This window comes from Lactivibrio alcoholicus (assembly GCF_055390895.1).
The window spans coordinates 912577-926613 of the sequence record NZ_AP042471.1 but is presented as its reverse complement, the minus strand read 5'-3'; the positions used below and the strand labels follow the sequence as shown (position 1 = coordinate 926613).

General features: G+C 62.8%; 13 protein-coding genes. All 13 read left to right on the top strand.

Going from position 1 to position 14037, the window contains the following annotated elements:
* Window positions 1-322 precede the first annotated feature (322 nt).
* Window positions 323-1318, top strand: coding sequence for an ABC transporter substrate-binding protein (locus ACZ5IU_RS04570; RefSeq protein ID WP_464420975.1), 996 nt, complete (start codon window positions 323-325; stop codon window positions 1316-1318).
* 81 nt (window positions 1319-1399) lie between these two features.
* Entirely contained in the window at window positions 1400-3067 is a 1668-nt protein-coding gene (locus tag ACZ5IU_RS04565) for an ABC transporter permease (RefSeq protein ID WP_464420973.1), read from the top strand.
* A complete protein-coding gene (locus tag ACZ5IU_RS04560) occupies window positions 3067-4170 on the top strand; it encodes an ABC transporter ATP-binding protein (protein WP_464420971.1) in 1104 nt (367 codons plus the stop codon). Before ACZ5IU_RS04565 ends, ACZ5IU_RS04560 begins: the two co-directional genes overlap by 1 nt.
* The gene (locus tag ACZ5IU_RS04555; protein ID WP_464420969.1) at window positions 4167-4760 is read left to right on the top strand and encodes a hypothetical protein; all 594 of its coding nucleotides are present in this window, start codon (window positions 4167-4169) and stop codon (window positions 4758-4760) included. Before ACZ5IU_RS04560 ends, ACZ5IU_RS04555 begins: the two co-directional genes overlap by 4 nt.
* A 226-nt stretch (window positions 4761-4986) precedes the next feature.
* Window positions 4987-5139 carry a helix-turn-helix transcriptional regulator gene (locus tag ACZ5IU_RS04550; RefSeq protein ID WP_464420967.1) on the top strand — a complete coding sequence of 51 codons (153 nt, stop codon included), beginning with the start codon at window positions 4987-4989 and terminating at the stop codon, window positions 5137-5139.
* A gap of 584 nt (window positions 5140-5723) precedes the next feature.
* The gene (locus ACZ5IU_RS04545; protein ID WP_464420965.1) at window positions 5724-6278 is read left to right on the top strand and encodes a hypothetical protein; all 555 of its coding nucleotides are present in this window, start codon (window positions 5724-5726) and stop codon (window positions 6276-6278) included.
* A 133-nt stretch (window positions 6279-6411) separates the two neighbouring features.
* Window positions 6412-7131 carry a hypothetical protein gene (locus tag ACZ5IU_RS04540; RefSeq protein ID WP_464420963.1) on the top strand — a complete coding sequence of 240 codons (720 nt, stop codon included), beginning with the start codon at window positions 6412-6414 and terminating at the stop codon, window positions 7129-7131.
* A 24-nt stretch (window positions 7132-7155) separates the two neighbouring features.
* Window positions 7156-7764 (top strand): hypothetical protein, encoded by a 609-nt coding sequence (locus ACZ5IU_RS04535; RefSeq protein WP_464420961.1) that lies wholly within the window; start codon window positions 7156-7158, stop codon window positions 7762-7764.
* Between the two features lie 12 nt (window positions 7765-7776).
* On the top strand, window positions 7777-8535 hold the full coding sequence (locus ACZ5IU_RS04530) for a hypothetical protein (protein WP_464420959.1): 759 nt from the start codon (window positions 7777-7779) through the stop codon (window positions 8533-8535).
* A gap of 190 nt (window positions 8536-8725) precedes the next feature.
* Complete coding sequence (locus tag ACZ5IU_RS04525; protein ID WP_464420957.1) at window positions 8726-10432, top strand: hypothetical protein; 1707 nt, start codon at window positions 8726-8728, stop codon at window positions 10430-10432.
* A 14-nt stretch (window positions 10433-10446) separates the two neighbouring features.
* Entirely contained in the window at window positions 10447-11232 is a 786-nt protein-coding gene (locus ACZ5IU_RS04520; protein ID WP_464420955.1) for a hypothetical protein, read from the top strand.
* A 153-nt stretch (window positions 11233-11385) separates the two neighbouring features.
* Window positions 11386-11679, top strand: a complete 294-nt coding sequence (locus tag ACZ5IU_RS04515) for a hypothetical protein (RefSeq protein WP_464420953.1) — start codon at window positions 11386-11388, stop codon at window positions 11677-11679.
* A 152-nt stretch (window positions 11680-11831) separates the two neighbouring features.
* A complete protein-coding gene (locus tag ACZ5IU_RS04510; protein ID WP_464420951.1) occupies window positions 11832-14033 on the top strand; it encodes an FAD-dependent oxidoreductase in 2202 nt (733 codons plus the stop codon).
* The last annotated feature ends 4 nt before the right edge of the window (window positions 14034-14037 follow it).

The following is a 14037-nucleotide window of genomic DNA, read 5'->3' as shown; positions in this document are numbered from 1 at the left end:
CGTGTATCCCGAATGTTTCAGGGTACAAAAAAGGCCGTGAAGGGGGGGTATCCCACCTCCACGGCCTGCGATGCAAAGCCCGTGGCGGCGGCTCTAGCGCCACCACCACCAGCGGATATTGACGTTCGCGTTCCCGGTGCGTTCCATCATGAAACGATCGCTCCCGACTGTCAGGATATTGGCGCAGTTTATAGCAGATCCGCCGCGCGTCTGTCAAGACCCCGGGGGCTTTCTTGCGGAATGGAGGCGTTCGGACGATAATGTATCAGATATGTACCGGCGCGCGAGGTGCGCCGATCCGGCGAAAGGGGAGATCGGAGTGTTGTCCAGGTTCCGTGTCATCGTCATCGCGTTGCTCCTGGCGGCGTTCATGGTTTCCGGCGCGTCCGCGGCCGAACTGAACGCCTATACCATCATGCCCGAGAAGTACGCGTCCCAGGTGTTCGAGGCATTCACCGCCGCGACGGGGATCAAGGTGAGCTTCATGCGCTTCTCGTCGGGAGAGGCCCTCGCACGGGTCGTCGCGGAGAAGAACAACCCGCAGGTGGACGTTATCCTCGGCGGCCCCGCCGACACCTACGAGGCGGGGATCAAGGAAGGCGTCTTCGAGACCTACAAACCCGCCGGATCGGACGAAATCCCCGCGCAGTTCCGCTCGCCGCAGAATTTCTGGACCGGGATCGGCGTCATCCCGCTCGTCTTCCTCACGAACGGCGCGTTCCTGAAGGACAAGGGCCTCGCCGCGCCGCAGTCCTGGAACGAGCTTCTCGACCCCGCGTATAAGAACGGCCTCCAGATGGCCGACGCGCGGACGTCCGGCACCGCCACGGAGCGGATCTATTCGCTCGTGAAGGTGTTCGGCGAGGACGGGGCGTTCGACTACCAGAAGAAGCTCCACCAGAACGTCCAGATGTACACCAAGAGCGGCGCGGGCGGCGCGATGCCGATCGCGACGGGACAGGCCGCGAGCGGCATCTTCTACATCGTCGACGCGCTCGAGATCCAGCAGCAGGGGCACAACGTCGTGATCAGCTATCCGAAGGAGGGAGTCACGTTCGGGATCGAGGCGACGGGCGTCCTCAAGGGCGCGAAGAACATTGACAGCGCGAAGAAGTTTGTCGATTGGGCCGCATCGAAGGCGTTCGCGCAGCTCATCGTGGACAAGAAGATCAACTACATCCCGACGCGGACCGACGTCACGGTGACGAACCCCGCGCTCGACGTGTCGAAGGTGAAGCTGTTCGAGACCGACGTCGCGTGGAAGGGCGCAAACCGCAAGGCCTACGTCGACCGCTGGATCAACGAAGTAATCCGCTAGAGCGGCCATTCCCGAAAAGAACCGCGATCTTCCCCCGGCCGGAGGCGACTCCGGCCGGGGACGTCCAAGGAGTCTGACGCCATGCTCGCATCCCCGCTGAAACGGGACCCCGCGCTGCTTCCCGTCCTGGCAACCATTTGGCTGTCTCTTGCGCTTTTCGTGCTCTACCCGATCTTTCGGCTTTTTCTCGCCACCTTTCTTGTAGACGGACAGTGGTCCTTCGCAAACCTGGCCGCCGTCCTGAACAACTGGTTCGACCGGCAGGCGTTCGTAAACAGTCTCTGGCTCGCGACGACCGTGTCCGTCGCGGGAACGTTCCTGGGGTACGTCTACGCGTTCGCCGTCACGCGCCTTCCGCTGCCCGCATGGCTCAAGTGGACGCTCGGAGCGGTGACGACGCTGCCGCTGATCTCGCCCCCCTTCACGAGCAGCATCGCGCTCACGCTCTCGCTCGGGCCGAACGGCATCCTGCTGAAGCTTCTGGGCCTCGGGAATTTCAACTTCTACGGCTTCTGGGGGACGTGGCTCTCCGAGACGCTCACGTACTTCCCCGTTTCCTTCCTGACGCTCGCGGCCGTCCTGTCGGCGATCGGACCGAACCTCGAGGACGCAGGGCTGTCGCTCGGAGCTTCGCCCGGGCGGGTCTTCCGCACCGTGACGCTGCCGCTGTCGATCCCCGGGGTCGCGAACTCGCTGCTGCTGCTCTTCGCGAGTTCCCTGGCCGACTTCGCGACGCCGCTCGTTCTCGCGGGCCACAGCTTCCCGGTTCTTCCGACGCAGGCGTACCTCCAGATCACGGGGCTCTACGACCTTCGCGGCGGCGCGGCGCTCTCCTTCCTGCTCCTGATTCCCGCCGTCGCGGTGTTCTTCCTCCAGCGCTTCTGGGTCGGGCGGAAGAACTATGTCACCATCTCGGGCAAGACCGGAAGCCGCTCGTCGTTCAAAAGCGGCGGCCGACTCGCCGAAGCGTTTGTTCTCGGGACGTGCTTCCTCGTGACGGCCTTCATCCTGTACCTGTATTCCATCATCCTCGTGGGGGCCGTCGTGAAGGTCTGGGGCGTGGACAACTCGCTCACCGCGGAAAACTTCCGCTACGTGTTCACGCACGGACGCAAGGCCATCACCGATACGCTCCTTATCGCGGCGGTCGCGACGCCCCTGGGAGGCGTCCTCGCCGTCGTCACGGGCTTCGTCGCGCAGAGAAAGAAGCTCTTCGGGACGCGGGCCATGGAGTTCATCTCAATGCTGAACTACGCGCTCCCCGGGACGGTCGTCGGAATCGCCTACGTGATCGCGTTCAACGAACGTCCGATCCTTCTGACGGGAACGATGACGATCCTCGTGGCGGCCTACATGTTCCGCTATCACGCGGCGGGCATACGCGCCGTGATCGCGTCGCTCCACCAGATCGACCCTTCCATCGAGGAGGCCTCGGCGAGCCTCGGGGCCGGATCGGCGCGAACCTTCTTCCGTGTGACGGTCCCGCTGATCGTTCCGGCCGTGCTCATGGGAATGCGCTACCTGTTCATCCACTCGATGACGGCCATCAGCGCGACGATTTTCCTCGTATCCGTCCGGTGGAGCCTGCTCACGACCCGGATCCTCGAATGCATGACGGAGCTGCAGTTCGCACAGGCATGCGCGTTCTCCGTGGTGCTCATCCTTCTCGTCTTCGGGGCGACCGCCCTCATGACGGGCCTGACGCGCATGGCGACGAACAGAATTTCCGGAGAGGGTGGTCGGAACTGATGGCCGTAACGCTGGAACTCGCCAACGTATCGAAAATCTTTCGGAAGGACCGGGAGCAGGTCCGCGCCGTGGATTCCGTATCGCTCTCGGCGGCGGCCGGGGAGATGGTCACCTTCCTCGGCCCCTCGGGGTGCGGCAAGACGACGACGCTCCGGATGGTCGCGGGGTTCGAGACCCCGTCGGCCGGGACGATCTCGATCGCCGGGGAGGACGTCACGAACGTCCCGGTGAACCGTCGGGACATCGGCTTCGTCTTCCAGAACTACGCGCTCTTCCCGCACATGAGCGTCTTCGAGAACGTGGCCTACGGCCTGCGCGTGAAGGGGCTCTCCGAAGCGGACATCCGGAGGAAGGTCGGCGACGGGCTCGAACTCGTCGGACTCGGAAAGGCCGAGGGGCGCTTCCCGAACCAGCTTTCCGGAGGGGAGCAGCAGCGCGTGGCGCTCGCGCGCGTTCTCGTTCTCGAACCGAGGGTGCTTCTCATGGACGAGCCGCTCTCGAACCTCGACGCCAAGCTCCGGATCCACATGCGGACCGAAATCCGCCGCATCCAGAAGCATCTGGACGTCACATGCCTCTACGTCACGCACGACCAGGGGGAGGCCCTCACGATGTCCGACCGCATCATGGTGATGAACGGGGGACGGGTCGAGCAGATCGGAACGCCCTTCGAGATTTACAGCGATCCCGCGACGCTTTTCGTGGCGGACTTCATCGGTCAGGCGAACGTCGTCCCGGCGCGCGTCGAGGCCGTGAACGACGGAACGCTCGCGCTGTCGATCGGCGGGCGCGTCTTCGACGTCCGCGCCGTGAAGGGCGGCTCCTTCGCCCGGGGGGACGCCGCCGCGCTCGTCGTGCGCCCCGACAACCTGACGCTTCGGGGCGAGGGGGAGGACGCGCCCTTCACCGGAACAGTGCGGACCCGGACGTTCCTCGGCGGCCGCATGGAGTACGAGATAGCGCTTTCGTCCGGCCGGACGATCCTGGCCTTCGACCCGTACCGTCCCGGAAAGCGGACCTGGAGCGAAGGCGAGACCGTCTCCGCGGCCTTCGACGCTTCCGTAGCCGTAGCGCTTCCGGATCCGGAGGGGAGATCGTCATGACGTCGCCCGCGTTCCGGACGCCGTGGGAGATCCAGAGCTTCCTGAACTCCATCCCCTACAATCCGAAGGAGGAATGCAAGTCCCCGAAGCGGGTCTTCGAGGAACGGACCGCGCACTGCTTCGAGGGCGCGCTCTTCGCGGCGTCGCGCCTTCGCGGGCTCGGCCATCCGCCGCTGCTGATGGACCTGCGGGCATGGAACGACGACGACCACGTGATCGCGCTCTTCAAATCGGGAGGGTGCTGGGGGGCCGTCGCGAAATCGAACTTCACGACGCTTCGGTATCGGGAGCCCGTCTACCGGACGTTGCGGGAGCTGGCGATGTCCTACTTCGACTTCTACTTCAACACGATAGGGCAGAAGACGCTTCGCGCGTATTCCAGCCCGCTCAGACTCTCGCAGTTCGACGAGCGCGGGTGGGACGCGTCCGACGAGGATCTCGAATATATCGGTGACTGCTTCGCGAAGCTCGTCTATCGTCCGCTTCTTTCGGAGGCGCAGGCCGGAGCGCTGTCGACGGTGGACGAGGCGCTGCTTCACGCGGGGCTCCTCGGATCGAACCCTGCGGGACTCTACCGCCCCGAGGAATGACCTGAATTGGCAGACTTATCCACTGCTGTCCAACATAACCGTGAAGAGAAAACAGGATCCGATATAGCAACGGTTTGATAGTCTGGTTGACCTTCCCCGGAACCATCGGACACAAAAAGAGTCCGGGGAAGGTGACGCGCGTGCCGGAGTACTGGCCCTGAAGGAGCGATACGCGCGGGGCAAAAAGGCGCTGATAGGGAGCCGTGCGGGGGACGCGGTGGCCCGGATGCCCGTCGATGGCAAAGGCTATCGGGAGATTGCACAGGAGCTCTGCCTATCCGATAATATCGTGAAGTTCTACATGAAAGCGATCTTCCGAAAGCTGGGGGGCCGTTCGCGGCGCAACCTGAAGGACACGTTGCAAAACCCGCGCACCTGAGGCCCGCGCGAGGCCTCTCCGGTTCCCTTCCATCCGGTTTCCCCCCCCAAACCACCCCAAAAGGGTGTATGGCGTTCAAACGGTGTCCTGTATCCTCGACGTGGATGCAGGACACCGTTTTTTTATTTCGGCGGACTTTTACAAAATTTGTGTTGAAGCATGCGAAGAGGGGGGGCGTGTCCTTTACCAAATCGATAACGCCGCTGAACGACTGGCGCCTGTTTATGGAAATGGAGACCGGCAGCGTGATCGCATAAACTGGACACGGCGCGATTCAGTCAGCTTCGGGACATGGCTCTTTTTCGTTCGGCCGCGACGGATGGAGACGTGGTGTCGTGGGGCGGCGGGTTGCTGACATTAACAGCGCGCGGACTGGTGGACGAGGGGTCGACTGGAACATCACCAAACAGAAATTTCCGAATCTTCAGGGCGTGAAGGTGACGCTCGACATGGCTTTACGCCGCGCATTTCGTCAAGGGGGAACGGGGCGTGACGGAAGGTGGCGCCTGAACATCAATCCGTGAAGGCCGCTCCGATCCCGGAGCCGAGGGGAATTCTGAGGATCTGAGAAGGGGGACGATGGTATGAGAAAATTATGGGTTCTGTGGACGGCGCTTGCGGTTCTGTCGATATCCGTGGCGTGCTGCGCGGCGGGGGAGGCCGGGGAAAGAGTCTCGTACAAGAAATATACGGACAAAAAGTTCGGGTTCTCCATAGATTATCCGGACTTCTTTACCGAGAGCGACGCGTACGTCGGCGAGGATGGAATGAGCACCTTCGAGGCGCGGACCGCCGGTGAAAACGGCGACGGGAAGCACCACGTCATCGTAAGCGGCGGAAAGAGGCCGAAGGGCGCGGACGGAAACTCTCTGCTGAAGGAAGCCACGGACATGAAGGAGGACAAGTTCGGGTACGTCAACGGCGTCGAGCCCCTGCCCGGCACGGTACGGAGCGGGGTGGACTTTTACGCGCTGGAGTACGCGACCGATCGCACTGGCGGAGTGTCGATCGTCCATCGATATTGTCTGGTGGGCAAGAAGACGACGGTGACGTACGAGTTGTGCTACCCCAGGGAGGAGGCGGAGCGTTTCTCGGAGATACAAAGACACATGGATGCGTCGCTGAAGGTCACGAACTGAGGGATGGCGGGAGCGGAGCGGGCGGTCCGATACAGCTTTTTATCGGGGGCAAGGCTATTTGTTCGTTTTGTTCTGGGATCTCAAACGGAAGGGGTCGTGATGTACGTTGAGAAGCACGAGGTTTCGCAGTCTGTTGCTCTGTGTGTGTGCGCTGGCGCTGCTGGCCGGTCAGGCATGGGCAGCCCAGGAGTCCTACAGGCTGAAGGATGGAAAGGTGTATCGGGTGGCCGCGGGCGGAAAGAAAAAACTGCTCGAGGAAGAGGAGCCGAAGCGGAACGCAACGGAAAAGGGCCTGTATTCATGGATACTGGTGGACCCGGAGCTGTCCGAAGGAATGAAGGGGTCGAAGAGCGGCATCTACTTCTTTTTCGGAGAGGACGAGAAGCCGGCGGGCTTTCTGCCTTTCGAAGGCGCGGCCTACTGCAACCTGGCCTTTGCCCCCAACGGGGATATGTTCCTCGTGAACTTCGGTGCGGATGCGGTGCAGGACATCATCCTGTACGCATTCGACGGCCTTGAGAAGAAAGCGGCATTCCGCGGTCTGGGGAACAACGCGTGGCTCGACCCCGTCCGGTTCGTCTTCACCCGCGACGACGCGGACAAGGGATCGAGGGGCAAGGGGTTCGATCAGCAGGAGGGGTGGCTCTCCGTCATGGTCTACGACACGGTGATCAAAAAGCTGATTCCGGTGAGAGAGGCAACGGAGACTCAGGACTATCTGCTGATCGGCGTGGATCACGACACGGGCAAACTGGAGATCCTGGAGCGCTCGGTGAAGGACACAAAGGACTGGAACGCCCCGGACAGGATCGAAGAAAAAGAACTCTCGATCCCCATTCCCGCCGCAGGCTAGAGAAAAGATCGGAGTGCGACGGAGATGAAAAAGCACGGCGTTTTTGCAGTCTGTATCCTTGCGTTGTTCTGCGCTTCCGCAGCATTGGCGGCCCCGGGCGAGAAACAGATCAAGGCGATGAGCCTTTTTCTGAGCAACTTCACCGAGCTGGGCTTCATGGAGGCAAGCTCGGAGGAGATGGCGAAGCCGGAGAACTACCCCGACCTCGTCCGGTTCGGCATCGGGCACAACTATATCAATAACTTCAAGAGCCGCATCGAGCGGAACAATGCGAAATCGCAGGAGCATGGAGACGTGCGCATCAAGGCACACTGGGTCGAGGAGTCCGTCCTGAAGTACTTCGGGCTGAAGATCACGGCGAATCGGTCCGTGGACCAATCCGACCCGCCGTACTTCTTCGACGCGGCGAAAAAAGCCTTCCACTTCCGGGCCGCCGACGGCGAGGCGGCGTGGTACGCCCGGGTCAAGCGTGCGGAGAGCCCGGAAAAGGGCGTGTGGAACCTGTCCGGGGAGATCTACAACGCGGACGATCCAAAGGAGCTTTGGGGCGATTTCGAGGCCGTGATCAGGGAATCCGACTGGAAAGGCAAGCCGTCCTACGTCCTTGTGAGCATCCGGTCGGAGATGAAATAGGGGGACGACGCCATGCGGATTTGGAGACAAAGAAAGGCTCTGATCCTGTTCGGGATCATCTGTATCGCCGTCGCCGCATCTGTGACGGCTTGCGGCGGCGAAGCGCGCGTTCCCGCTCCCGGGGCCTTCTCCGTCAGAGACGGGCGCGTGTTTCGGGACGGAACGGCGCTGGAATGCGAGGTCCATACCGTCCCCGCCGGGATCGATAACGGCATCGCCTTCTGGAGCGTTGTGGGAAGCGAGACGTCCGACGCCGTGAAGGAGGAGGAGACCGGGGTTCTGTTCTTCGGCCCGGCGGGCGCCGCAACGGGGTTCATCCCCCTGGAGAGCGAGAGTGAATACCAGGACCTGATCTGGAGTCCGGACGGCGGGCGTTGTGTCCTGGCGACCGGAGGGGCCCGACCCGACGTCTTCTTCACGCCGTACGGCGAGGGCATGGAGAAGGGGGAGGAACTCTCGGGACTGAACGGCTCGATCGCCTGGGCGGACCCGCATCGCTTTGTCTATACCCGGATCGACGACGTCCGCGAAGGCGCTTTTTCTCCCGGCCGTTCCTACGGATTCAAATTTTCGGCCGTGCTGTACGATGCGACTACTGCTTCGGAGACGGTCCTGAAGAAGGCGACCGACACGCGGAACTACATCTTCCTCTCGCTCTCCGGAGACAGGGTGACGATTATGGAGAACTCCGTCAAATCCGTCAAGGACTGGAGCAAAGAGAAAAAAATCGTCGAGAGGGAACTCTCCGTACCCATTCCAGCAGCCCGATGAGGCACGCGGCAGAGGTCTTTCGGAACGGAAGGCTTCCGGGAACGGCCGCAAGCACTTCCTGTCGGACGGACTCCAGCGGGCTCGCGTTTGAGCTCGGCAAAAAGGAAAGATCGGGAAGAGAGACGGCTTTCCTGTTGCCGGACCGACAGACACCAACGCTGTAAGGTGTACGCGAAAGGATGACATCGGAATGAAAAGATCGGTTGTCGCGGCCCTTTGCCTCATCGTGCTGCTCTCAACTTCGTCCGTATCGGCATCGACCCTGGACGCGCTTCCCGCGTGGAAGAATCCCCACATGGTCGTCCACGCGGAGAATCTTTCGTGGACGATGGCCCGACTTGGGAAGTCCTTTTTGCTGGATGCGCTGCTGGACGTGCGGCGCGAACGGGAGCCTCTCCTTCAATGGCTGGGGGCTTTTCCCGCGGAGTCCGTCTCGCTGGTTCGGGGTCTTTTGCTCGATGACGAGGACACGTTTCAGGGCGCGGTCCGTTTCGTTCCCTCGGCCCGAAAGGCACTGCTGGACCTGGACGATGCGGCGGCCACGGCGCGGCGAAGCGAAGACGCGAGTGAGAGCCTTTCCAGGGTCTTCTTCGATCTTCTGAACGTCCCGGAACCCCTGAGGGAGACGTGCGTCACCATCCGGCCGTCCGGGCCCGGGGATGGGGGAAAAACCTACGAGCTGGATATCGGCTTCGGGTTTTCCGACGCGAAGGAGAAGGTGACGGTTCATGTCTCGCTGGGTATGGACGGGAACGAACCGGTGCTTCTGATCGGATCCGACGGCGAGCACGTCGAACGGGCACGCGCCGCCCTGTCGGGCAGGGGAACGCGGTTGAAGGTGGTTCGGCGCGATACGCGGCACGGAAGTTTTGTGCAGTTGAACGACGACGCCGACGGACGCTTGATTCGGGACATTCTCGACGGTCTGTCGATCGAGACCCGGACGCCCGTGTTCGCGGAGCTGTCGCTCGGCCTCTCCGAAAGGGAGATCGGGGCAGCCCTGCGTCACAACGTCTTCGAGGCGCTTGTGGGGAGCGCGGCTCTTCCCGCTCCTGCCCTGTCCCCCGCCGGCCCGGGGCTGAAATCCGGCGGCGCTCCCTGGTTTTCGGGGCTCGTGAGCCTGGCGCTGTCTCCGGAGAACATTCTGGACCTGGCGGCGTTCGTCAGCGATTCGGATAGGGAGGAAACGCGGCTGCTCCTGCAGGAGCAGGGGCTCGACCCGTCGGATCTGGCGGCGGTCCTTCGCTCGTTCGGCGTCGTGCTGGGCGGTCGGTCGACGCTTCGAGGCGTGCCCATGCCGGGCGGATACGCCTTCCTGTCCGGGACGGCCGAAACAATGCGGGCGCTTTCGCCCCGTATCCGGGCGTTTGTGGAAAGTTCACTGGGCGACCTCTTCGATATCTCCGATCGCCCCGGATGGGATCTCTTCTGCACGGTAAACGCGGAGAAGGGCGATGAGCCGGTTGCGCCGATGGTTCTCGGCGTGAAGGACGGAACGTTGCTGATGGGCAGCCTCGCGCCGGAGGCTCTCGATGAAGCCGCGATGCCGGAGCCCGGGCGGCCGAAGGGGTCGGACAAGGAGGGGAAACGGTCCCTTCTGCGCGTCGCTCTGGACGTGGAGCGGGGCTGCGATCTGTTCATCCCGTTTTTGTCGGCGGCGTCTCCGGAGGCGCTCAAGGACCTTTTCGAGGCGCTGGATGCTGACGATCTGCCGGACTCCGGGGCGCTCTCCGGACTTCTCCGCGCGCTCGGAGCGCTTCAGGAGTTGCGCTCGGTCACGCTGAGCGCAACCGGATGGGACGGCGCGGACCTGACTGTCAGAACGGGCGACGTGGATTACAGGAAGGTGTGGGAGCTGACGCGACTGTCGCGAAAGCCCGCGATCGCCGGCGAATGAAGAGAGGAGGACGAATGATGCATTGGAGACGGGGGATTCCGGGTGCCCTTCTGTTCTGCTGCCTTGCTGTCCTGGCGCTGGATGCGTCTGTGGCGCAGGCGACGATGGATGATTTTTTGGCTGTGGCTTACACGCAGCCGAACTATCAGGGGGTCTCATGGACGATTGAGAAGGCTGGCCGGTACAACCTGCCATGGTTGTTCGACGCCAGAGCCGATGGTGCGCCGATGGTCTTTGCCCTGCCCAACGACAGCATCGCCTCGATTCGGGTGCGGCCGGGTTGTACGGTGACACTCTACGAGCATGGGACGTTCGAGGGGAAGAGCCGGATGCTGGAGGACGATACCCACGATCTGGGCGAGTGGGGCCGACGCGCTTCGTCGCTCGAGGCCGCAACGGGAGAGGCGGCTGCGGGCGAGATTGCAGCGTGGGTTCAGGCCGTAGGATGCGACGCGCGGCGCCGCACCGCCCCTGTCCGGGAGTTGAACGATACGGAGATCGCCGACGTTCTGGCCGGGTATGAGGAGGAGTTTCTCCTCTTGCGGGACGAGGGGGAGGGCAAATGGTACGGAAACACCACAGACGAACAGCGGGTGGAGGTCGGTGAGTTCCTCATCAGACTTTTCGGGGAACTGGGGTACGACGTCTCCGGCTGGACACCGAATTCCTTTGCCCAACAGATGAACAATTTCTACGACTGGCGCAAGGACCTGAGCATCTGGCGCACGGCGTGCCTCGTGCCCAACATCGACGCGGAAAAGTACGAGACGGTTTTCAACGAGCTCGAAGGGATCAAATAGAGATCGAAAGCCCACTCGCAAAACACGGGCTCTCCTGCGGCAGCAGACCGGGGAGTGAGTCGTGAGACAACTCGCTGAATTGACAGACCTGTCGCCGATTTGTACTATTGCTATAATGATGTCATACATTTTTCCTGAAGGGGAGGGGTTCGAGTGAATATCAACAAGGCCGTCGACAAGGCGTACGAGGCGATGGGGTTCAGGGAACTCGCCGCAGCTCCCGTCGGAGCGCTTTCCGGGGTGAGCGGGGAGGACGCGAAGAAGCTCGCGGGGCTGAAGGTGTCGACTATCGCGGATTTTGCGGCTCTCGACGGGACTGCGCTCGCTCCGAAGGACCTCGAGGTCCTTCGGGCCTGCTTCGGCGTGAAGGATGCCTGCGAATTCGAGGCTTTGAAATACTACAAGTGGGCGAAGGCGATCGTCCTCTTTTCCGCTGTGGAGCAGTGACGCTTTCGCGTCGGTTATCCCGACCCCTCCGGCCCGGAGGGGTTTTTTGTGCCCGCTTCCGCTAGCCGACGGAGAATCCCTATGGCATAATACACACACAATTGTGGTGATTCCGCTTCAAACTTCTTTTTCCCGTGAAGGGGTGCATGTCGATGATCGATGGTAGATTCCGGGTATATGGAATCCTGCTGGCGCTGCTGCTGTTCGGGGAGTTGCCCGCGCCGGCCGCGGAGCAACGTCACGAGTACGATGTCGTCGTCGTCGGCGCCGGAACCGGAGGCGTGGCGGCCGCGATCCAGGCGGCACGCATGGGCGCTCGCGTCGCTCTCGTCGAGGAGTCGGGCTGGATCGGAGGACAGATGACCGCGGCGGGCGTCCCGACGATGGACGACCTGAGCGGAAATCTCTCGGGGCTATACGGAGAGTTCGTCGAACGCGTGCGCTACCACTACTTCAAGAAGGACAAGTCCATCGCGACCTGCTACTGGAGCGGGAATTCCATCGCGTTCGAACCGTCGGTCGGGCACCGGATCCTGAAGGAGATGATCGGCGATCTGCGGAGGACGCCGCTTGCCGGCGGAGCCCTTCCCGTCCTCGATATCTTTCTGCGCGCGCGCTTCCGCGACGTGCTCGGGCGTGACGGTGCGGTCTCGGGGGTTCTGGTCGAAAGTGCGGGCAACGGCGTCGAGCTCTCGTCGCGCGTCGTCGTCGACGCCACCGAGTACGGCGACGTTCTCGCGAAGGCCGGGGCGCGGTACCGGATCGGTCGGACGACGAGCGACGCGAAGGACGAGACGGCACGGATCCAGGATATTACCTATGTCGCGATCGCAAAGAAATACCCTGGTGGCGTACCGCCCCGCATGCGGGTCTCCGTGCCTCCCGCGGGATACGAGGAATCGCGGAAGGAATTCAGGAAGTACGTGATCCGTCAGGGGAACGGATTCCGCGGAGAATACCCGATCCGGCTTCCCGTCGTCTTTTCGGCGCACAACGCCTACCGTGGCCTGCCCGATTCCTCGAATCGGGAAAACTACGACGCGTCGAGCCCCGAGGCGTGGCTGCATATCACGAAGACCTGCGTCAACTGGGCGAACGATTTTCCGGGGATGTCCGACCCCGAAGGCGGGCTTCCGATCCGCTACATCGAAGACCCGGACTTTCGGCGGAAGGTCGATACGGCTGCGCTGCTGAAGACCATCCACTTTCTGTACTACATCTCGGACGAACTCCAGGAGTGGCAGTGGGGGCTCGCCGACGACGAATACGGCGAGCCGGGGGACGCGCCGGCGACGGTGAACCTCACGGACATCCCGAGGGAATATCACGACCTGCTCCGCTTTTTCCCGCCTCGTCCGTACGTCCGCGAAGGGCGCAGGATCGAGGGAATCCTGACCCTGACAGCGAAGGAACTCCGGTCGAACTCGGAAAGCTACAGGGACGGCCGAGGCAACCGGGAGCTTCCGACGGCGCTCGCCGTCGGCGGATACATCCTCGATCTCCACAATGCGGACAGGGACCGCGACCTGGAGGCCGAATTCGGAGAGAGGAACGCCACGATCCGCGAATGCAACCCTGTCGGTCCCTTCCAGATCCCCTTCGAGGTCTTCATCCCCGAACGGGTCGACGGTCTCGTGGCGGCTGAAAAGAATCTGTCCGTCTCCCGACTCGCCGAGGGGGCTATCCGGCTCCAGCCAGTCACGATGCTGACGGGACAGGCCGCCGGAGCCATCGCGGCCGTCGCCGTAAGGCGTGGCGCGCAACCGAGGAACGTGAATCCGGCCGCCGTCCAGCTCGAGCTGCTGCGTTCCGGAAGTGCGCTCTCGCTGTGCGCCTACAGGGACGTTCCTCCCGGCCATCCTTTCTGGCCCGCGGTGTCGCTCGCGACCGTCCGCAGACTCATGGACCCCGTTCGCGTTCCATCTTCGCCGGCCGTGAAGATCAACGATCCCTACAACTGCCGGGTGCAGGCGAACAAGCTCGCGGGCGACGACAAGGGCGAGTTCGGCGTCGATCTACCCGTGACCGGCACCGAAGTCCTTTCGCTGATGGAACGCGTCTTCGGCGAGGAAGGCAGACTCGCCGGCGCCGTCCTTCCCGCCGACTCCGCGACGCCGGTTACGCGGGCGACATTCGCGACCGCGCTCGGACTCGTGCTCAAGGCGAAGGCGACTGCGCCGGACCTGGTCTTCCCGGACGTGGCGGAAACGGACCGGCTCTTCGTCACTCTTTCGGCGCTGGCTCGGACGGGGGTTCTTGGAGCCATCCCGGCCGGCGGCCCGTTCGAACCGGCACGCCCCGTGACGCGAGGGTTCGCGGCCGACGTCCTCGTCCGAGCGATGGCGTCGCGGTAGGGAA

Coding starts and splice junctions, on each gene's coding strand:
- ACZ5IU_RS04565 (WP_464420973.1), top strand. CDS start 1,400: ATGCTCGCATCCCCGCTGAAACGGGACCCCGCGCTGCTTCCCGTCCTG.
- ACZ5IU_RS04560 (WP_464420971.1), top strand. CDS start 3,067: ATGGCCGTAACGCTGGAACTCGCCAACGTATCGAAAATCTTTCGGAAG.
- ACZ5IU_RS04555 (WP_464420969.1), top strand. CDS start 4,167: ATGACGTCGCCCGCGTTCCGGACGCCGTGGGAGATCCAGAGCTTCCTG.
- ACZ5IU_RS04550 (WP_464420967.1), top strand. CDS start 4,987: ATGCCCGTCGATGGCAAAGGCTATCGGGAGATTGCACAGGAGCTCTGC.
- ACZ5IU_RS04545 (WP_464420965.1), top strand. CDS start 5,724: ATGAGAAAATTATGGGTTCTGTGGACGGCGCTTGCGGTTCTGTCGATA.
- ACZ5IU_RS04535 (WP_464420961.1), top strand. CDS start 7,156: ATGAAAAAGCACGGCGTTTTTGCAGTCTGTATCCTTGCGTTGTTCTGC.
- ACZ5IU_RS04530 (WP_464420959.1), top strand. CDS start 7,777: ATGCGGATTTGGAGACAAAGAAAGGCTCTGATCCTGTTCGGGATCATC.
- ACZ5IU_RS04525 (WP_464420957.1), top strand. CDS start 8,726: ATGAAAAGATCGGTTGTCGCGGCCCTTTGCCTCATCGTGCTGCTCTCA.
- ACZ5IU_RS04520 (WP_464420955.1), top strand. CDS start 10,447: ATGATGCATTGGAGACGGGGGATTCCGGGTGCCCTTCTGTTCTGCTGC.
- ACZ5IU_RS04510 (WP_464420951.1), top strand. CDS start 11,832: ATGATCGATGGTAGATTCCGGGTATATGGAATCCTGCTGGCGCTGCTG.